This window comes from Streptomyces mauvecolor (genome assembly GCF_039532965.1).
GTDB classification, from domain to species: domain Bacteria; phylum Actinomycetota; class Actinomycetes; order Streptomycetales; family Streptomycetaceae; genus Streptomyces; species Streptomyces violascens.
Window position 1 is genome coordinate 262,714 of sequence record NZ_BAAASQ010000008.1, and the last position, 19,018, is coordinate 281,731.

Genomic DNA, 19,018 nt, shown 5'->3' on the forward strand with positions numbered 1-19,018 from the left:
GCTGCCCGGGACGGCGGTATCAGGTCGTTGACTCCTGCTCCGCCGGGGTGCGTTGCGGGGTGGCCGTCGGCGCCTCGGTCTCGGCGGGACGCAGGAGTGCGGCGGCCAGGGCGGCGAGGACCAGCAGGACGACCGCCACCGTCGCGGTGCTGACCGAGAAGCCCGTCTCGAAGGCGTGCTGGGCGCCGCTGCGCACGGCCTCCCCCGTGCTGCCGGCGAGCCGGCCCGCCAGGTCCATGGCCGCGCTCAACGACCCTGAGGCGATGTCCGATTGGCTCCCCGTCAGGCCCGGCACCGGCTTCAGGCTCGCACCGTACGCGACCGTCGTGATGATGCCCATCGCCGCGACGCCGAGCCCCGCGCCCAGCGAGAAGCCGACTTCCTGGACGGCGCCGGCCTCCGCGGCCCGCTCGGGAGGAGCCGCACTCATCATCGAGTCCGCGCCCAGCGTCATGACGGTGCCCGCGCCCAGGCCGACAGCCACCAGTGCCGGGAGGTTCCCGGCAGCCCCGAACGCCGACAGCGCGATCAGCGAGAGGGCGAGCACCGTCACACCCACCGTCACACCCCACCGGTTGCCGACGGCCATCGACAGCCGCGGGGCCAGTACCCCGCCGACCGCGCCGGCCACCGCCACCGGCACGAGGGTCAGATCCGCGGTCAACGGCGAGTAGCCGTCGACCAGTTGGAGCTGCTGGGTGAGCAGGAACAGCAGGCCCGTATAGGCGCCGTAGCACAGCAGGATCGAGACGGTGGAGACCGAGAAGCGGCGGTCGGCGAACAGCCTCATGTCAAGCAGGGGGTTCGGGATGCGGCGTTGACGCAAGGTGAACGCGACAAGCAGCGCCACGCCCAGGATGCCCACTCCGACGGTGACCGGCGACATGCTCTCGGGCTGGCCGATGTGCTGCAGCGCGTACACGGCTCCCGCCAGGCCGAGAATCGAGATCAGCGCGCTGGGGGCGTCGAAGCGGCTCGGAGAGGCGTTGCGCGACTCGGGGACGAGGACCGCGCCGGCCAGCAGGGCGAGCGCCGCGATGGGTACGTTGACGAGGAACACCGAGCCCCAGAAGAACCGCTCCACCAGGGCGCCGCCGAGCACCGGCCCGAGCGCCGCGCCCGTGCTGGAGCCGGCCACCCACAGCCCGTACGCCAGCGACCGCTCGCGGGCGACCGGGAAGACGACCCGGATGATGACCACCGTGCTCGACAGCATCATCGAATAGCCGAGCCCCTGGACGGCCCTGGCCGCGATGAGCTGTCCCGGCGCCGGGGAGAGTGCCGCCACGAGCGAGGCGAGCGCGAAGACAGTAACCCCGGTCATGAGGATCCGTTTCCGCCCGATCCGGTCTCCCAGCGTGGAGCACACCACCAGCGTCGCCGCGACTGTGAGCGCGTAGCCGTCCGTGATCCACAGGAGTTCGGAGCTGGACGGCAGTAATTCCCGGCCCACCGTGGGCAGCGCGACGTTGAGGATGGTGAGGTCCATGCCCCCCATGAGCATTCCGGCCAACAGCACGACAAGGACCGCCCAGCGGCGGGGATCCGACTTTTCTTCTGTCATGAGTTCATCGTGCAGATGGTCCGGAGGGCAGGACAAGTACGGTATTTCTTGTCCCTGGGGACACAATGTGTACTGCCTCTGACCGGGGTCTCCGGTGAAATTGGAGCAGACTCCGGAGCGGCAATCCCAGGCGGTGCCGGATTGCCGCTCCGGAATTCCCGTGAACGGTGTCCGCCCGGCGCCTCAGAGCGCGCGCAGGGGGAGCCGGAGCCCGGCCTCCCGCGCCGAGCGGTAGCAGTACGCGGCCCGGGCCGCGGTCAGCAACGCGCAGCCCTTGCGCGCGGCCGGCCCGGCGGCGTGACAGGCCGCCAGGACCTCCGGCCCGTCGATGTGCAGCGCGGTGGACGCCGCGTACAGGCGCCCGGCCTCCACTGCCGAGCCCGGATCGTCCAAACCGGTCTCCAGACCGCTGAGTCGGCACAAGGTGACCAGTTCGTGTCCCAGGAATCCGTGGCGTTCGTCGCACGCCTCGTCCCAGCAGTCGCGCATGCCCGCCGCCACCGCCACGGCGACGACCGGCGAAAGCAGCCGCAGGCTCCCGCCGAGCGCGGCCTCCCGTGCGACCGCGGCACCCGGGCCGTGGCCGGAGACGATCCGGTACAGGGCGAAGGAGTCCGCCACCGCCGTTCCGGGACGGCCGGTCATCGGCACCTCTGGACATCGAGGAGACGCATTCGGAGTGCCTGGGCATCTTCGATGAGAGCGAACTTGGGTAAATCGGTCGCGCCAGGGCGCTGGAATCCGGTGAAGGGCGAGGTCATCCAGGGTTACCGGCGCGGTGGACGGGAGAGGTGCCGGGTGGCCGATCGGGCACTAGGTTGACGGTGCAGAAATCTTTCGGCACCGCGACGAGTGATGGGGGAGAGCATGTCCATGCTTAAAGGAGCCAATGTTCCGGTGCCTGCGCACTCGGTACGCGTCGAACTGGCCTGGCGGTCGGGACCCGGTGTCCCGGACGTGGATGCCTCGGCTCTCCTGCTGGCCGGAGGACGGGTCCGCTCGGACGCCGACTTCGTCTTCTACAACCAGCCCACCCACTCCTCGGGCGCCGTACGCCACGAAGGCAAGCGGTCCGGTCCCGACGCGGTGACGGACACGCTGGTCATCGACCTCGCGCAGGTGGAACCGGCCGTGGAGCGCGTCGTGCTCGCCGCGTCCGCCGACGGCGGGACCTTCGGCCGCGTCCCGGGCCTCGGCATCCGCGTCCTGGACGCGGCCACCGGCGCGGAGATCGCGCGCTTCGACAGCCAGGACGCCACCGTCGAGACCGCGTTCATCCTCGGCGAGCTCTACCGCCGCCAGGGCGCCTGGAAGTTCCGCGCGGTCGGCCAGGGCTACGACAGCGGACTCGAAGGCCTGGCAACGGACTTCGGGATCACCGTCGACAAGCCGCAGCAGCCGCCCGCCGCGTCACCCGTGCAGGCGCCCTTCACCCCGGCGCCGCCTCCCGCCCAGGCCGCCTATACCCCGCCCCCGTCGCCCGTGTGGCCCGAGCCGGCCGCCCGGATTCCGGCGCCTCCGACCGCTCCGCCGTTGACGCCGACGACACCCGTTCGCCTCTCCAAAGTCACCCTCACGAAGGAGGCGCCCAGGGTTTCGCTCGCCAAACAGGGCGGCACTTCGGGCGCGATGCGGGTGAACCTCAACTGGCAGAGCCGCAAGCAATTCAGCGGCTGGGGCGCCAAGTTGGGCCGCGCCGCCGCCAACCACTCCGATCTCGACCTCGACCTTTGCGCCCTGTACGAGCTCGCCGACGGCCGCAAGGGCGTCGTCCAGGCCCTGGGCAACGCCTTCGGCGCGCTCCACCAGCCCCCGTACATCCACCTCGACGGCGACGACCGCACCGGCGCCGTCGAATCGGGCGAGAACCTCACCGTCAATCTCGACCAGAAGGACAAGTTCCGCCGCCTGCTGATCTTCGTCACTATCTATGAGGGCGCCCGCAGCTTCGCCGACCTGCACGCCACGGTGACCCTCCAGCCGCAGTTCGGCGCGCCGATCGAGTTCTTCCTCGACGAATGCACCGTCCCCTCCACGGTCTGCGCGCTCGCCCTGATCACCAACAACAACGGCGACCTGGTCGTCCAGCGCGAGGCCCGCTACCTGGTGCCCGCGCGCGGCGTCAGCCCGCAGCGCACCATCGACCAGGCTTATGGCTGGGGCATGAACTGGACGCCCGGCCGCAAGTAGCCCGCGTCACCGCTGCTCGGGTGCGGCCTCGGGCCGGGCGTAGGTGCGGCCCTTCCAGGCCGCACCCCGCCCCCGGTAGTGCTGCACCGCCGAATCGACCGTCATCAGCAGGTAGAGCAGCGCCGTGAACGGCAGCGTCGGGGCGAGCGCGAGCGGCTGGCGGTAGTGGCGGAGCATCGGCAGATACGTTCCGGTCATCACCAGCCAGGCAAGCCCGCCCGCCCACGCGGCCCCGGCACTCCCCGTCGCCAGGCCCGCGACGAAAGTGACCGGCGGCGCCAGATAGACCAGCGTCAGGCCCGCGACGGTGCCGAGCAGTACGAGCGGGTTGTGCCGCAACTGCGCGTACGCACTGCGCGAGACCATCCGCCACAGGTCCACGAGGCGCGGATAGGGGCGCACGCTGGCGACCCGGTCCGCGAGACCCAGCCAGACCCGCCCGCCGGACCCGCGCACCGCGCGCGCCACCGACACGTCGTCGATCACCGCCTGGCGCACCGCGTCCGGAATCCCGGCCCGGGCCGCGGCCTCCGTGCGGAGGAGCACGCAACCACCGGCGGCGGCCGTGGCACGCGGCCTGCGGGCGTTGATCCAGCGGAACGGATACAACTGCGCGAAGAAGTACACGAACGCCGGGACGACCAGCCGCTCCCAGCCGCTCGCCACCCGCAGCCGGGCCATCTGCGACACCAGGTCGAAGCCGCCGCCGATGGCCGCGGCGACCAGCTCCCGCAGGCTGTCCGGCGCATGCGCGATGTCGGCGTCGGTGAGCAGGAGGTATTCCGGCTCCCGCGCCCGCGCGAGCGCGATGCCATGGCGCAGCGCCCACAGCTTGCCGGTCCAGCCGGCCTCCGGCTCACCCGGAGACACCACGGACAGCGGCAGACCGCCGTGCCGCTCGGCGAGGGAACGGGCGAGCTCGCCGGTGCCGTCCGAGCTCCCGTCGTCCACCAGGATGATCTCCGCGCGCCCCGGATAGTCCTGTGCGAGCAGCGAGGGAAGGCTCGACGGCAGGACCTCGGCCTCGTCGCGGGCCGGCACCACCACCGCGACATCCGGCCAATGTTCAAGTGCCGCTCGGGGCGGCAGCCGCTGGTCGGTGCGCCAGAAGAAGCCCTGTCCGAGCAGCAGCCAGAGCCAGACGACCAGGGACACCAGGGCGATCCATACAAGGGCGCTCATCCGCCGCAGTCTGCCCCACATCCCGTGCTCCACACGGGACCTCGGCCGGTTTTGCCGGGGTCCGTCGACTATGGTGACCGGGTGAAGATCGCGCTCATGGACTCCGGAATCGGCCTGCTCGCCGCGGCAGCAGCGGTACGTCGGCTGCGGCCCGACGCCGAAATCGTGATCTCGAACGACCCGGACGGCATGCCCTGGGGCCCGCGCACGCCCGAAGGCGTCACCGAGCGCGCCCTCGCCGTGGCCAGGGCCGCCGCGGCCCTGGAACCGGACGCCCTGATCATCGCCTGCAACACCGCGTCCGTGCACTCCCTGCCCGCGATCCGCGCCGCCCTGGAACCGGAGATCCCGGTGATCGGCACCGTCCCCGCGATCAAGCCCGCCGCGGCCGGCCGCGAGCCCTTCGCCATCTGGGCGACTCCGGCCACCACCGGCAGCCCGTACCAGCGCGGACTGATCCGCGAATTCGCCGACGGCGTCCCGGTCACCGCGGTGCCCTGCCCCGGCCTCGCCGAGGCCGTGGAGCACGCCGACGACGCCGCGATCGACCGGGCCGTCGCCGTGGCCGCCGCCCTCACGCCGCCGGAGGTAAGGACCGTCGTCCTTGGCTGCACCCATTACGAACTGGTCGCCGAACGCATCCGTATGGCCCTGCGCCCCGACGGCGGCCCGCTCACCTTCTTCGGCAGCGCCGAGGCCGTGGCCGCCCAGGGCCTGCGCCGGGCCGGGATCATGCCCGCACCGGACGCGGCCCAGGCCGGAGGCCTGACGGTGCTGCTCAGCGGCCGCACCGGCACCCTGCCCGATGTCGCCCTCGCCTACCCCGAAGGCCGCCTGCTCCAGGCCGTCAGCCCCGCTCACTGAGCGCTGCGCGGTGCCACCGCAGCGGAACCTGAGTAGGCTGCTACCCATGAGGGAACCGTCCCCGGAGTACCCCACGCCCCCCGAGTCGCAGCACGGATCCGGTGCCGCCGAGCAGGCGCCAGAGGTCTGGACCGGCCGGGCGACCAACCGCGTCCAATGGCTGCTCGCGGCCGGCGGCGCGGCCTGCATCGCGCTCGGCGTCGAGCTGGCCGTCGACTCGAACTGGACCTCCGGCATCGCACCGCTCCTGATGTCCGTCGTCGGCTGTCTGGCGGCCGGGCTCCTCGTGCTCTTCGGGACCCTCGCCTTCGTCCACGTGGCGGTCACGGTCGACGGTGACTGCCTGGAAGTGCGCTGCGGCCACATCGGGCTGCCGCGCCGCAGGATCCCCCTCGACCATGTGGTCGGAGCCGACTTCGTGCCCCGCGTCACCCCGCGCCAGTGGGGCGGCTGGGGCTACCGCTGGCGCCCCGAGATCGGCACCGCCGTCGTCGTACGCCGCGGTGAGGGCGTGGCGCTCAAGCTCGGAGACGGCCGCGTCTTCACCGTCACCGTCGACGACGCCGAAGCGGCGGTCCGCGTCATCCGCGACCGGCTGCGGCTCCTCGGCACCGCGAAGCCCGCCGAGGCCTGACCTTCGGGGCCGGATGCTTGAGAGAGCCCGGGGCTGAAGCCCGCCCGGGCCCGACGGAGTCCACACAGGGCCTGAGACCGGACTCCCCGGTACACAGTCACCCGCCGTAGACTCCGCCGGGTGAGCACCACCGAAACCCCCACAACCGAGCCGGAGCAGCTCGGACCGCAGCCTGCCGCACCCTCGCGGCTGCGGGGACTGCTGAACCGTCTCGCCCGGCCCGCCGCGGCCGCGCTGGCCGGGGTGCTCCTGTACCTGAGCTTTCCGCCGAGGCCCCTGTGGTGGCTGGCGCTGCCCGCGTTCGCCGTCCTCGGCCTGCTGCTGCGCGGCCGCAGCTGGAAGGCGGGCCTCGGCCTCGGCTACCTCTTCGGCCTCGGCTTCCTGCTCCCGCTCCTCGTCTGGACCGGTGTGGAGGTCGGCCCCGGGCCCTGGCTGGGGCTCGCCGCGATCGAGGCGCTGTTCATCGGGGCGGCCGGAGCGGGTATGGCGGTGGTCTCCAGGCTTCCGCTGTGGCCTGTGTGGTCCGCCACCATGTGGGTCGCCGCCGAGGCGGCCCGAGCCCGCGCGCCGTTCGGGGGCTTCCCCTGGGGCAAGGTCGCCTTCGGACAGGCCGACGGGACCTTCCTGCCCCTTGCCGCCCTGGGCGGCACCCCCGTACTCGGCTTCGCCGTGGTGCTGTGCGGTTTCGGCCTGTACGAATGCGTACGGCAAGGGCTGCGGCTCCGGAGCACCGGCAGTGTCCGCAAGGGAGCGGCGGCGGCCGCACTGCTCACGGTCGTCGTGCCGGTCGCGGCGTCCTTCGGTGCCCGCGGCCTGGTCAGCGACTCCGCCGAGGACGGCACCGCGACCGTCGCCGTGATCCAGGGCAACGTGCCCCGCCTCGGCCTCGACTTCAACTCCCAGCGCCGGGCCGTGCTCGACTACCACGTACGCGAGACGCTGCGGCTCGCCGACCAGGTCAAGGCGGGCAAGCAGCCACAGCCCGACTTCGTGCTGTGGCCGGAGAACTCCTCCGACGTCGACCCCTTCGCGGACGACGACGCCCGCGCCGTCATCGACCAGGCAGCCAAGGCCATAGGCGCCCCCATCTCGGTCGGCGCGGTCGTCGGCGGCTACGGCGCGAAGCTCTACAACGAGCAGGTCCAGTGGGATCCCAAGCTCGGCCCCGTCGCGACGTACGACAAGCGGCAGATCCAGCCGTTCGGCGAGTACATCCCGCTGCGCGGACTCATCAACACCTTCGCCCCCGGCTACACCTCCATGGTCCGCGAGGACTTCAACCGCGGCACCAAGCCGGGCCTGTTCACCATGGCCGGCACCAAGGTCGGCATCGCCACCTGTTACGAGGCCGCCTTCGACTGGGCGGTGCGCGACACCGTCACCGCGGGCGCCCAGCTGATCTCCGTGCCGAGCAACAACGCCACCTTCGACCGCAGCGAGATGACCTACCAGCAGCTTGCGATGTCCCGGGTGCGGGCCGTCGAGCACAGCAGGACCGTCACCGTTCCGGTCACCAGCGGGGTCAGCGCAGTGATCATGCCCGACGGCAAGGTCGTCCAGAAGACCGCCATGTTCACCCCGGCCTCGCTCGTCGCCAAGGTGCCGCTGCGCTCCTCGCAGACGCCCGCCACCAAGCTGGGCACGCTGCCCGAGTGGGCGCTCGTCGCAGCCGCCGCCGCGGGCCTGGCCTGGGCGATCACCCGGTCCGTGCGGGGGCGTCGCGGCAACGAGAGCTGACTGGCCGGATCCGGACGGCCGTTAGGGTCGGGGCATGGCAACTCCTGACTTCATTCAAGACATCCGGGCCCTCGCCGGGCACCAGCTGCTCCTGCTGCCGGGTGTGAGTGCGATCGTCTTCGACGACGAGGGCCGGGTCCTGCTCGGCCGCCGGGCGGACAACGGCAAGTGGTCGACCATCGGCGGCATTCCCGAGCCGGGGGAGGAGCCCGCCCACACTGCCGTGCGCGAGGTGTACGAGGAGACCGGCGTGCGGTGCGTCGCCGAGCGGGTGGTGCTCGTGGAGGCAGGGAAGAGCACCATCACCTACCCCAACGGCGACCAATGCCAGTTCATGGACATCACCTTCCGCTGCCGGGCCACCGGCGGCGAGGCCCGCGTCAACGACGAGGAGTCCCTCGAAGTGGGCTGGTTCGCCATGGACGCACTGCCGAAGCTCAGCGAGTTCGCGCTGTTCCGCATCAAGCAGGCGCAGTCGGACAGCCCCACATGGTTCCAACCCAGCACTGGGCTCTGAAGTATGTGTGCCGACCACATGGGTGGGTGAGGGGCGGCCTGCCTAGGGTCGAGACCATGACCGCGCCCCTCGTTCCCGCGCCCCTCCCGCACTCCGTCACCGTCGACCTGGGCGGACGCACCGCGCTCGTCACCGGCGCCGCGGGCGGCATCGGCCGGGCCTGCGCCCTGCGGCTCGCCGCGGCCGGAGCCAAGGTCAGGGCGGTCGACCGGGACGCGGCAGGCCTCGAAGAGCTCGCTGCGCGGGGCGCCGGACTCGGCGGCACCGTGGAATCCGTCGTCCTCGACCTGACCGACCTCGACGCCGCCGAACAGGCCGCCGCCGGAACGGACATCCTGGTGAACAACGCCGGGCTCCAACTGGTGCGCCCCATCGAGGAGTTCCCGCCCGAGGTCTTCCACACCGTCCTCACGGTGATGCTGGAAGCCCCGTTCCGGCTGATCCGGGGCGCGCTGCCCCACATGTACGGGCAGGGGTGGGGCCGCATCGTCAACCTGTCATCGGTGCACGGCCTGCGGGCCTCCGCCTTCAAGTCGGCCTATGTGTCCGCCAAACATGGTCTCGAAGGCCTCTCCAAGACCGCCGCCCTCGAAGGCGCTCCCCACGGGGTCACCTCGAACTGCGTCAACCCCGGTTATGTGCGTACGCCCCTGGTGGAGCGGCAGATCTCCGACCAGGCGGCGGCACACGGCATCCCCGAGGAACAGGTGCTCACCGAGGTGCTCCTCAAGGACGCGGCGCTCAAGCGGCTCGTCGAACCGCACGAGGTCGCCGAAGCGGTCGCCTATCTCTGCACCCCGCAGGCCTCCTTCATCACCGGTACGTCACTGGCCCTGGACGGCGGCTGGACCGCGCACTGAGCGCCGGTGCCTGCCCGTTCTCCTGCTTGTTCTGCACCCCTCAAGAGTTGTCCACAGGCCTGGCGAGGCCGCCCACCCGGCAGGTATCCCTGTGACCATGTCCCACGACCCAGCGCATCCCCACGACCACCCCGAAGCCCCCTACCTGGCACTCCTCGCCCGGGGCGCGCCCGCCGAGGCGTACGACCGCCCGGCGCTCCTCGCCCGCGCCGACGGCGCGCCACCCGAGGCGCTCGCCGGCCTGGAGGCCGCGAAACAGCTCGCCCTGCGCGTACGGGCCGACCTCGAAGGGCGCAGACGCCGCGAGGCCGAGCTGTCCGCCCTGTTCGAGACCGCCCACGACCTCGCCGGCCTGCGCGACCTGGACGCCGTACTGCGCGCCATCGTGCAGCGGGCCCGCTCGCTGCTCGGCACGGAGGTCGCCTACCTCAGCCTCAACGACCCCACGGCGGGCGACACTTACATGCGGGTCACCGAAGGCTCCGTGGCCGCCCGCTTCCAGCAGCTGCGCCTCGGCATGGGCGAGGGGCTCGGCGGGCTCGTCGCGCAGACCGCCCGCCCGTACGTCACCTCCAGCTACTTCGACGACGAGCGTTTCCAGCACACCAGCGCCATCGACACCGGCGTACGCGACGAGGGACTCGTCGCCATTCTCGGGGTGCCCCTCATGCTCGGCAGTACCGTCATCGGGGTGCTCTTCGCGGCCGACCGGCACCCGCGGGTCTTCGCACGCGAGGAGATCGCGCTGCTCGGCTCCTTCGCCGCGCATGCCGCCGTCGCCATCGACACCGCCAACCTGCTGGCCGAAACCCGTTCCGCGCTGGCCGAGTTGGAGATGGCCAACGAGACCATCCGGGACCACAGCGCGGTCCTCGAACGGGCGTCGGAGGTCCACGACCGGCTCACCGAACTGGTGCTGCGCGGCGGCGGAGTCCACGACGTGGCCGACGCGGTGTCCGAAGTCCTCGACGGCATGGTCGAGTTCGCCGACGCCGACTCGGCACACACCGCCGTCCTGCGCCTGAGCGGCACCGACGGCCACGCGATCCGCCACGGCGAGGACTGGCTCGCCGGAGTCTCCGCGGGCGGCGAACTCCTGGGCGCGCTGGTCCTGCACGGCCAGCCGGGCCTCGATCCCGTCGACCGGCGCACCCTGGAACGGGCCGCCCTGGTCACCTCGCTCCTGCTGCTCAACCGGCGCTCGGCCGGCGAGGCCGAACAACGTGTGCGGGGCGAGCTGTTGGACGACCTTCTGGACGCGCCGGGCCGCGACCCCCGGCTGCTGCGGGAACGCGCCGCCCGGCTGCGGGCCGACCTCGACGCCCCGCACGTGGTGATCGCCGCCCGCATCGACGGCCTCGACCCGGGCACCGCCGCCCGCCGCACCGAGGAGCGCCGGCGCATCGGCTCCGCCGCCGCATACCTGGCCGCGACCCGGCACGGCCTGGCCTCGACCCGCGACGGCGGTACGGTGCTGCTCCTTCCGCTGGGCCCGGGCGACACCCCGGCCGAGGTGGCCCGGCAGACGGCGAAACAGCTGAGCGCCGCCCTCCACGAGCCCGTCACGGTCGGCGCGTCCGCCGCCGTCGCGGCTCCCGCCGTGACACCCGCAGCGGTCGCCACCGCGTACGCCGAGGCGCGCCGCTGCCTGGAGGCGCTGCGCCTGCTCGGCCGCTCCGGTGAAGGGGCCGCGGCCCAGGACCTCGGCTTCCTCGGGCTGCTGCTCGCGGACACCCGGGACATCGGCGGGTTCGTCGACCGGACGATCGGCGCGGTCGTGGCGTATGACAGGAAACGCAGGAGCGACCTGGTCCGCACCCTCGACGCGTACTTCGCGAACGGCATGAGCCCGGCCCGCACCAAGGAGCATCTGCACGTCCATGTGAACACGGTGGCCCAGCGCCTCGACCGGATCGGCCGCCTCCTGGGCCCCGACTGGCAGTCCCCCGCCCGCGCCCTGGAAATCCAACTGGCCCTGCGCCTCCATGTGGCGGCGCCGGCCATGACGCCGTGAAGGGTGGGGCGGCACCGCATGGCCACCCCACACCAACTCCCGGCTCATGCTAGGCAGTTCGGGCATCCACCCCGCGTGCGGATGTGGCGGGAACACCCTGTGCGGCGCCGTCCACACACTCCAGATCCCGCTCCCGGGTCTCCTTCGCACACCCGACGGCGACCACGGTGAGCAGCACGGCCGCGATGACGTACAGGGCGATCGGCGTCGACGTGCCGTAGTCGGAGAGCAGCGCCGTCGCGATCAGCGGCGCGGGCGCACCGGCCGCCACGGAGGAGAACTGCGCGCCGATCGAAGCGCCCGAATACCGCATCCGGGTCGCGAACATCTCCGAGAAGAACGCTGCCTGTGGTGCGTACATCGCCCCGTGGAACACCAGGCCGACGGTGACGGCGAGGATCAGGTTTCCGTAGCTGCCGGTGTCGATCAGCGCGAAGAACGGGAACATCCAGGCGCCGACGCCGAGGGCGCCGATCAGATACACCGGCCTGCGCCCGACCCGGTCCGAAAGGGCGCCCCACGCCGGGATCACCACGAAGTGCACGGCGGAGGCGATGAGTACGGAATTGAGCGCGGTCTGCTTGGCCATCCCGGCCGAGGTGGTCGCGTACACCAGGATGAAGGCAGTGATCACGTAATAGCTGATGTTCTCCGCCATCCGGGCTCCCATGGCGACCAGGACATCGCGCCAGTGGTCCCGCAGCACCGCGACGAGCGGCAGCTTCTCGGTGACGCTGTCCGCCTTGCGGGCCTCGGCCCGGGCCAACGCGGCCTTGAACACCGGCGATTCATCCACCGAGAGCCTGATCCACAGGCCGACGAGGACGAGCACACCGGACAGCAGGAACGGTATGCGCCAGCCCCATGCCGTGAACGCGTCGTCGCTCAGCAGCGCGGTGAGCGCGGAGAGCACCCCGGCGGCGAGCAGCTGCCCTGCGGGGGCGCCGGTTTGGGGCCACGAGGACCAGAACCCGCGCCGCCGGGCGTCCCCGTGCTCCGACACGAGCAGCACGGCCCCGCCCCACTCGCCGCCCAGCGCGAACCCCTGCACCAGCCGCAACGCCGTGAGCAGCACGGGAGCCGCGGCCCCCGCCGTGGCGTGGGTGGGCAGCAGGCCGATGCCGAAGGTGGCCCCGCCCATCATGAGCAGGCTCACCACGAGCAGCTTCTTACGGCCGAGCCGGTCCCCGAAGTGCCCGAACACGAGCGCCCCGAGCGGCCGCGCCGCGAAGCCCACGGCATACGTGAGAAAGGAGAGCAGCGTGCCGACGAGCGGCGCGGACTCCGGGAAGAACAGCTTGTTGAACACGAGGGCGGCGGCCGACCCGTACAGGAAGAAGTCGTACCACTCGATGGTCGTGCCGATGAGGCTGGCGGCGACGACGCGCTTGAGGTTGGTGGCGGGCGGGGGAGCGGTTGCAGAGGCGGCCATGGGTACCACTTCCGGGCGGTGGGCGGGGACGATACGTGTTGCCACACCGTAGGAATGCGCTGGTCAGCCGGATATGTGGTGGGGCACCACACTTCGGAGGCAGGCTATGCGGGGAGCCACTATGAAGGGATGTGGCAGGCGTAGTCAGGAACCCCGAGAGGCCCTGCCCGTCACAGGCCGCGGCTCGGCCGGGTCGCGCTGCGAGGGGCGGCGGACTGGCGGGCGATGGCGACCAGGTCGCGGGCGGGGCCCGTGGGGCGGTGACCGGTGGGCCAGACGGCGCGCAGCACGCGGTCCAGCTCCAGGCCCGTCACGGTGGGGGACCTGAGCGTACCGTTGGCCAGCTCGGCCGCGACCGCGAGCGAGCTCAGCACCGCGGGGCCGACCCCGCCCGCCACCGCCGACTTGATCGCGGTCGTCGAGGACAGCTCCAGGGCGGCGGACGCCTGCCAGTCGGGCAGCTGCTTGAGCATCGCCCGCTCGAAGGCGGTCCGGGTGCCGGAGCCGGACTCCCGCTGGATCAGCTGGCTTTCGGCCAGTTCGTCCAGGGAGACCGTGCCGCGCCGCGCCCATGGGTGGTCGGGGGCGACCACGACGACGAGCCGGTCCTTCGCCACCGGCTGGCTGTGCAGCCCCTTCGGGGCACGCGGGCTCTCGATGAACCCGATCTCGGCGCGCCCCTCCAGGACGGCGGCGCCGACCTCCGACGAGTTCCCGGACTCGAGGGCGACCGTGGTCGTGGAGGTGCGGCCGCGCAGCGCCACCAGCCAGCGCGGGAAGAGGTATTCGGCGATGGTCTGGCTGGCGGCGACGCGCAGCCGGGAGTGCCGACTGTCCCGCAGGGCTTGGATGCCCACGTCCAGATGGTGGGCCGAGTCGAGGACCTCCTGAGCCCATTCGGCGACCAGCGCGCCGGCCGGGGTGGGCCGGGAGCCCAGCGTCGTACGCTCGAGGACGGGGACGCCCACCAGTTTCTCCAGATAGCGGATGCGCGAGCTGACCGAGGGCTGGCTGATGCCGTGAGCCTCCGCTGCCCGGCCGAGGCTGCCCAGCTCGATGACGCTCAGCAGCAGGTCAAGGGCCGAGAGGTCGGGGACATGAGGAGACAGGCGCATAGGTTCATTCTATGGACGCATTGGTCTGATCCCTCTACCGCGCTCATCCGGCCCGTCGCAGGGTGGGGCCATGAGCACCAAGATCGCACCTTCCGCCCCTGCGCGGCGCCGCCTGCTGCGTGACCTTGAGCAGCCCCGGGATGCCTTCCGGCACCTCGGCCCGAACTGGTTCGCCTCCGTGATGGGCACCGGCATCGTCGCCAACGCCGCCGCCACCCTTCCCCTCCAGTTCCCGGGCCTGCGGACCGCTGCCACGGTGGTGTGGGCGTGCGCCTCGCTGCTTCTCGTGGTGATGGCCACCTCCTGGACCGTGCACTGGGTGCGCCACCGGGACATCGCGCTGGCCCACGGCAACAACCCCGTGATGTCGCAGTTCTACGGTGCTCCTCCGATGGCCCTGATGACCATCGGCGCCGGAACCCTGCTGCTCGGCAAGGACTGGATCGGCCTGGAAGCCGCTGTCGCCGTCGACTGGACCCTGTGGCTGGCCGGTACCGTGCTCGGACTGCTCGCCGCCTTCACCGTCCCCTACCGGATGATCACCCGGCACAAGGCGGCCCCGGACGCCGCCTTCGGCGGCTGGCTGATGCCGGTCGTGCCCCCCATGGTGTCGGCCGCCATGGGCGCCCTGCTCATCCCGCACACCCCCGCCGGGCAGCTGCGCCTCACCATGATCCTGGCCTGCCTCGCGATGTTCGGCATCAGCCTGTTCGCCGCGTTCATCGTCATCAACATGATCTTCTCGCGCCTTGTGCACCAGGACATGCCTCCCGCCGGGACCGTTCCCACCCTGTGGATCGTGCTCGGCCCGCTGGGCCAGTCGGTGACCGCCGCGGGGCTGCTCGCCAACGCCGCGCCCAGCGCCCTGCCCGGTGAGTACGCCCGCGGCCTGGCCGTCTTCGCCGAGGTCTTCGGCGTCGTCACCTGGGGCTTCGCGATGATCTGGCTGGTCATCGCCGCCGCCGTGACCATCCGTGCCGCCCGCACCACCGGGCTGCCCTTCAACCTCACCTGGTGGGGCTTCACCTTCCCCGTGGGCACCTGCGTGACCGGCTCGATCGGCCTGGCCGCCCGCACCGACGCCAACCTGTTCCGTTGGGCCGCCATCGCTCTGTACGCCCTGCTCGTCGCCGCCTGGGCCGTGACCGCGGTCCGCACCGCCAAGGGCGCCCTGCGCGGCACCCTGTTCCTGCCCCCGCCCACCCCCGTCCCCGCCGCCGTCCGCGCCGTTCCCGTCCCCGCGCTCAGGGCCGCCTCGTGAACCTGGCTCTCGCCCCGGAGACCATGGCCCGCTGGCAGTTCGGCATCACCACGGTCTACCACTTCCTGTTCGTACCCCTGACGATCTCACTCGCCGCCGTCACGGCGGGACTCGAGACCGCGTGGGTACGGACCGGCAAGGAGAAGTACTTCCACGCCACCAAGTTCTGGGGCAAGCTCTTCCTGATCAACATCGCCCTGGGCGTCGTCACCGGCATCGTCCAGGAGTTCCAGTTCGGCATGAACTGGTCCGACTACTCACGGTTCGTCGGAGACGTCTTCGGGGCCCCGCTCGCCTTCGAAGCGCTCATCGCCTTCTTCCTGGAGTCGACCTTCATCGGGCTGTGGATCTTCGGCTGGAACAAGCTGCCGAAGAAGGTCCACTGCGCCTGCATCTGGCTGGTCTCGCTCGGCACGGTCCTGTCCTCGTACTTCATCCTGGCGGCCAACGCCTGGATGCAGCATCCGGTGGGGTACCGGCTCGACAAGGCCACCGGCAGGCCCCGACTGGCCGACCTGTGGGCCGTGTTGACCCAGGAGACCGTCCTGGTCAACGCCTGGCACACGCTCAGCGCGTCGTTCCTCACCGGTGGCGCCTTCGTCGTCGGCATCGCCTGCTTCCACCTCGTCAGGGCGAGGCGGGCGCAGGACCGGGGTGAGGAACCCGGCGCCGGGCAGCGCGGGCGGACCGCCGTGATGCGCACCTCGCTGCGCCTCGGCCTCGCCGTCGCGGCAGTCGCCGGACTCGCCACCGCGATCAGCGGCGACAGCCTCGGACAGGTCATGTTCGAGCAGCAGCCGATGAAGATGGCGGCGGCCGAGGCCCTGTGGGACACCCAACAGCCCGCGCCGTTCTCGGTGTTCGCCGTCGGCGACCTGGACGAGGGCCGCAACGACGTCGCCGTCGAGGTACCCGGTCTGCTGTCCTTCCTCGCCCACCACAACTTCGATGACGCCGTCCCCGGCATCAACGACATCGCCCGGCAGGAGGCCGCCCGCTACGGCGGAGATCCCAAGGACTACGTCCCGAACATCTTCATGACGTTCTGGGGCTTCCGGCTGATGATCACCTTCGGCATGGTGTCGTGCGGCGCCGCGACGGCCGGGCTGTGGCTGACCCGCAGGAAGTGGTGGCTGGCACGCCGGCTGCGTACGGCCGAGGACGAAGTGCCCCGGCTCGCCCTCACCAAGGAACGCGAACTCGCCCCGTTCCTCGCCCGGTGGTTCTGGCGCGTCGGCATCCTCACCATGGGATTCCCGCTCGTCTCCAACTCGTTCGGCTGGATCTTCACCGAGATGGGCCGCCAGCCCTGGGCGGTGAACGGCCTGATGAAGACCGCCGACGCAGTCTCACCCGGCGTCTCCACCACCTCGGTCGTCCTCTCGCTGACCGTCTTCACGCTGCTGTACGCGGCGCTCGCGGTGGTCGAGGTGCGCCTCATGGTCCGGTACGCCAAGGCCGGACCGCAGACCGACGAACTCCCACCGGGGGAAAGGGAGTTGGAGGAGAGCGTCCCCGACCGGATCCCGGCCCTCACCTACTGACCGCCGAACCCGCCCAACCGCCCCGCCGCACCGACCTGTTCAGGGAAAACACCCCCATGCAACTCCACGACCTCTGGTTCGTGCTGATAGCCGTCCTGTGGACCGGCTACTTCTTCCTCGAGGGATTCGACTTCGGCATCGGCATACTCACCCGGGTCGTCGCCCGTGACGAGGAGGAGCGCGGTGTTCTGCTGGTCACGATCGGCCCGGTCTGGGACGGCAACGAGGTGTGGCTGCTGACTGCCGTCGGCGCCACCTTCGCCGCCTTCCCCGACTGGTACGCCACGCTGTGCAGCGGCTTCTACCTGCCGATGCTGGCCGTGGTGACCTGCCTGATCGTGCGCGGCGTCGCCCTCGAATACCGCCACAAGCGCGACGACGCACCCTGGAAGCTCGCCTGCGACCGCGCGATCTTCTGGTCGTCCCTGGTCTGCGCCTTCCTGTGGGGCGCGATCTTCGCGAACCTGGTGCACGGGACCCCGATCGGCCCGGACAAGAACTTCACCGGCACCCTGCTCGACCTCGTCGGCCCGTACGCCCTGCTCGGCGGGCTCGTCACGCTGAGTCTGTTCACCCTGCACGGCGCGCTGTTCGCCGTGCTCAAGACGGAGGGCGAGATCCGGCAGCGGGCCCGTCGGACGGCCCGCCGGACCGGCGGGTTCACCGTGGCCCTCACCCTCGGCTTCCTGCTCTGGACCCACATGCGCGGCAGCAGCGGCGCCGGCCTGGTCCTGGCGGCCGCCGTCATCGCGACGTTGGTGCTCGCCGTCGAGCTGACCGAGAACTCCCGGGACGGCTGGGCCTTCGCGATGTCGGGGTGCGCGGTCGCCGCGCTCGTCACGCTGCTCTTCCTCGTGATGTTCCCCGCCGTCATGCCTTCGTCGCTCAACCCCGACTGGAGCCTCACCGTCGCGAACTCGGCGGCCGGTCCCCATACGTTGAAGATCCTGACCTGGGTCGCGGGCTTCATGACCCCCGTCGTCATGGGCTACCAGGCCTGGACGTACTGGGTCTTCCGCAAGCGCGTCGGCCTCGCCCGCCCTCCGGCGCCCGCCCTGTCGCGCACGGGGGACTGAGCGCGGCGTTCTCCCCGTCGGCCCCGGACGGGGAGAAGCGCGTCACGGCGCGGGCCGCCGGTCCGGTCCTGCCGTGGCGGCGTCGTTCCGGGTGACGATGACGAACCGCAGGTCCCGGCTGGCGACCGGCAGGAGTACCTGGCTGGTCACCTCGACGACCGCCCCTTCGTGCACGGGCAGCCGGAGCCGGATGCGGTGACCGTCGGGGTGCTCGACGACGCCGTGTTCGTCGGACCAGATGCGACGGCAGTCGGCGTCGGTCAGCAGGTCGCCGATGAGCGCCCGCAGGTGCGGGCTGCCGGGGTTGCGGTTGGCCGCGATGCGGAGCATCGCCAGATAGACCCGGGCGAAGTCGTCCTCCCAGTCCAGGAGTTGGGTGCGGGCCTCCGGGGCGAGCAGGACCCAGCGCATCAGGTTCGGCCGCGGCTCGCGCACCCACGGGAACCAGTGCGCCATCGTCGCGTTGGCGGCGACCACGTTCCACGACTCGTCGGAGAGGTAGGCGGGATGCGGGTTCTGCACCTCGAGCAGGTCGAGCACGCCCGCCGGTGGAGGGGACGGTGCCGTGTGCTCCTCCGGCGGGCGCCGGCCCGATACCCCCAGGAACAGGGTGAGCCGTTCGGCCTCGTCGAGGCGCAGGACGTCGGCGACCGCCTGGAGGAAGGCATCCGAGAAGTCCCGCCGCGTGCCGGTCTCCAGAGCGCGGTACCACCCTTCGCTCACCCCGGTGAGACGGGCCACGTCAGCCTGCGAGAGCCGGCCGCGCGACCGGTGGGGGCCGCCCAGTGAACCGTGCGCGGACCGGCGGTCCATGCGGTGCCGCCAAGCCCGCAACAGCCGTCCCACGGCCTGCCCTTCGGCCAGTGGTGCCGTCAATTCCAGCACCGGACCTTGGTCCCGGACATGCAGTGGACTTTGGTCCCGAATACTCATACGGATCCTTTACACAAAGAGGGTGGGCACCGTTCCGTTTCGACGCCGAACAAGCAGCGGACTGCGCGGAATTGGCCTTGAAAATACTGGGCAGG

The 19,018-nt window shown here is 71.4% G+C and carries 16 protein-coding genes; 10 read left to right on the plus strand and 6 right to left on the minus strand.

The features are described 5' to 3' along the window. Positions 1-19 precede the first annotated feature (19 nt). Positions 20-1,564, minus strand: coding sequence for an MFS transporter (locus ABD346_RS09105; protein ID WP_344373648.1), 1,545 nt, complete (start codon positions 1,562-1,564; stop codon positions 20-22). 183 nt (positions 1,565-1,747) lie between these two features. Further along, positions 1,748-2,209 (minus strand): hypothetical protein, encoded by a 462-nt coding sequence (locus ABD346_RS09110; RefSeq protein WP_344373649.1) that lies wholly within the window; start codon positions 2,207-2,209, stop codon positions 1,748-1,750. A gap of 210 nt (positions 2,210-2,419) precedes the next feature. Between ABD346_RS09110 and ABD346_RS09115 the strand changes: the two genes are divergently transcribed. Further along, complete coding sequence (locus ABD346_RS09115; protein WP_344373650.1) at positions 2,420-3,754, plus strand: TerD family protein; 1,335 nt, start codon at positions 2,420-2,422, stop codon at positions 3,752-3,754. 6 nt (positions 3,755-3,760) lie between these two features. On the opposite strand, the gene ABD346_RS09120 is transcribed toward ABD346_RS09115, so the two are convergent. Continuing rightward, on the minus strand, positions 3,761-4,936 hold the full coding sequence (locus ABD346_RS09120) for a glycosyltransferase (protein WP_344373651.1): 1,176 nt from the start codon (positions 4,934-4,936) through the stop codon (positions 3,761-3,763). 81 nt (positions 4,937-5,017) lie between these two features. Here ABD346_RS09120 and ABD346_RS09125 point away from each other — a divergent pair, with 81 nt between their 5' ends. The 6 genes from ABD346_RS09125 to ABD346_RS09150 all read left to right on the plus strand — a co-directional run bounded on the left by ABD346_RS09125 (position 5,018) and on the right by ABD346_RS09150 (position 11,562). Further along, a complete protein-coding gene (locus ABD346_RS09125) occupies positions 5,018-5,800 on the plus strand; it encodes a glutamate racemase (RefSeq protein ID WP_344373652.1) in 783 nt (260 codons plus the stop codon). Between the two features lie 46 nt (positions 5,801-5,846). Then, the gene (locus ABD346_RS09130) at positions 5,847-6,434 is read left to right on the plus strand and encodes a hypothetical protein (protein WP_344373653.1); all 588 of its coding nucleotides are present in this window, start codon (positions 5,847-5,849) and stop codon (positions 6,432-6,434) included. Between the two features lie 120 nt (positions 6,435-6,554). After that, the gene (gene lnt, locus ABD346_RS09135) at positions 6,555-8,171 is read left to right on the plus strand and encodes an apolipoprotein N-acyltransferase (protein WP_344373654.1); all 1,617 of its coding nucleotides are present in this window, start codon (positions 6,555-6,557) and stop codon (positions 8,169-8,171) included. A gap of 34 nt (positions 8,172-8,205) precedes the next feature. Further along, positions 8,206-8,688: an NUDIX hydrolase gene (locus ABD346_RS09140; protein WP_189960432.1), complete on the plus strand. Its 483-nt coding sequence runs from the start codon at positions 8,206-8,208 to the stop codon at positions 8,686-8,688. A 56-nt stretch (positions 8,689-8,744) separates the two neighbouring features. After that, entirely contained in the window at positions 8,745-9,548 is an 804-nt protein-coding gene (locus tag ABD346_RS09145) for a 3-hydroxybutyrate dehydrogenase (RefSeq protein ID WP_344373655.1), read from the plus strand. Positions 9,549-9,645: 97 nt separating this feature from the next. Further along, positions 9,646-11,562, plus strand: coding sequence for a helix-turn-helix domain-containing protein (locus ABD346_RS09150; RefSeq protein WP_344373656.1), 1,917 nt, complete (start codon positions 9,646-9,648; stop codon positions 11,560-11,562). A gap of 49 nt (positions 11,563-11,611) precedes the next feature. Here ABD346_RS09150 and ABD346_RS09155 read toward each other — a convergent pair whose 3' ends face one another. Further along, complete coding sequence (locus tag ABD346_RS09155; protein ID WP_344373657.1) at positions 11,612-12,994, minus strand: MFS transporter; 1,383 nt, start codon at positions 12,992-12,994, stop codon at positions 11,612-11,614. Positions 12,995-13,164: 170 nt separating this feature from the next. Then, positions 13,165-14,109: a LysR family transcriptional regulator gene (locus tag ABD346_RS09160; RefSeq protein ID WP_344373658.1), complete on the minus strand. Its 945-nt coding sequence runs from the start codon at positions 14,107-14,109 to the stop codon at positions 13,165-13,167. A gap of 70 nt (positions 14,110-14,179) precedes the next feature. Here ABD346_RS09160 and ABD346_RS09165 point away from each other — a divergent pair, with 70 nt between their 5' ends. From ABD346_RS09165 to cydB, 3 genes are read left to right on the plus strand one after another with little or no spacing between them, the layout of a single operon-like run. Then, a complete protein-coding gene (locus ABD346_RS09165; RefSeq protein WP_344373659.1) occupies positions 14,180-15,370 on the plus strand; it encodes a TDT family transporter in 1,191 nt (396 codons plus the stop codon). Further along, entirely contained in the window at positions 15,367-16,914 is a 1,548-nt protein-coding gene (locus tag ABD346_RS09170; protein ID WP_344373660.1) for a cytochrome ubiquinol oxidase subunit I, read from the plus strand. Before ABD346_RS09165 ends, ABD346_RS09170 begins: the two co-directional genes overlap by 4 nt. 56 nt (positions 16,915-16,970) lie before the next feature. Then, positions 16,971-17,990: a cytochrome d ubiquinol oxidase subunit II gene (cydB, locus tag ABD346_RS09175; RefSeq protein WP_344373661.1), complete on the plus strand. Its 1,020-nt coding sequence runs from the start codon at positions 16,971-16,973 to the stop codon at positions 17,988-17,990. A 42-nt stretch (positions 17,991-18,032) separates the two neighbouring features. Here cydB and ABD346_RS09180 read toward each other — a convergent pair whose 3' ends face one another. Beyond that, positions 18,033-18,875 (minus strand): helix-turn-helix transcriptional regulator, encoded by an 843-nt coding sequence (locus ABD346_RS09180; RefSeq protein WP_344373662.1) that lies wholly within the window; start codon positions 18,873-18,875, stop codon positions 18,033-18,035. Positions 18,876-19,018: the final 143 nt, after the last annotated feature.

Excerpts from the sequence above, each read along its gene's own strand:
- ABD346_RS09105 (WP_344373648.1), bottom strand. The coding sequence starts at position 1,564 with ATGACAGAAGAAAAGTCGGATCCCCGCCGCTGGGCGGTCCTTGTCGTG.
- ABD346_RS09110 (WP_344373649.1), bottom strand. The coding sequence starts at position 2,209 with ATGACCGGCCGTCCCGGAACGGCGGTGGCGGACTCCTTCGCCCTGTAC.
- ABD346_RS09115 (WP_344373650.1), top strand. The coding sequence starts at position 2,420 with ATGGGGGAGAGCATGTCCATGCTTAAAGGAGCCAATGTTCCGGTGCCT.
- ABD346_RS09120 (WP_344373651.1), bottom strand. The coding sequence starts at position 4,936 with ATGAGCGCCCTTGTATGGATCGCCCTGGTGTCCCTGGTCGTCTGGCTC.
- ABD346_RS09130 (WP_344373653.1), top strand. The coding sequence starts at position 5,847 with ATGAGGGAACCGTCCCCGGAGTACCCCACGCCCCCCGAGTCGCAGCAC.
- ABD346_RS09140 (WP_189960432.1), top strand. The coding sequence starts at position 8,206 with ATGGCAACTCCTGACTTCATTCAAGACATCCGGGCCCTCGCCGGGCAC.
- ABD346_RS09145 (WP_344373655.1), top strand. The coding sequence starts at position 8,745 with ATGACCGCGCCCCTCGTTCCCGCGCCCCTCCCGCACTCCGTCACCGTC.
- ABD346_RS09150 (WP_344373656.1), top strand. The coding sequence starts at position 9,646 with ATGTCCCACGACCCAGCGCATCCCCACGACCACCCCGAAGCCCCCTAC.
- ABD346_RS09155 (WP_344373657.1), bottom strand. The coding sequence starts at position 12,994 with ATGGCCGCCTCTGCAACCGCTCCCCCGCCCGCCACCAACCTCAAGCGC.
- ABD346_RS09160 (WP_344373658.1), bottom strand. The coding sequence starts at position 14,109 with ATGCGCCTGTCTCCTCATGTCCCCGACCTCTCGGCCCTTGACCTGCTG.
- ABD346_RS09165 (WP_344373659.1), top strand. The coding sequence starts at position 14,180 with ATGAGCACCAAGATCGCACCTTCCGCCCCTGCGCGGCGCCGCCTGCTG.
- cydB (WP_344373661.1), top strand. The coding sequence starts at position 16,971 with ATGCAACTCCACGACCTCTGGTTCGTGCTGATAGCCGTCCTGTGGACC.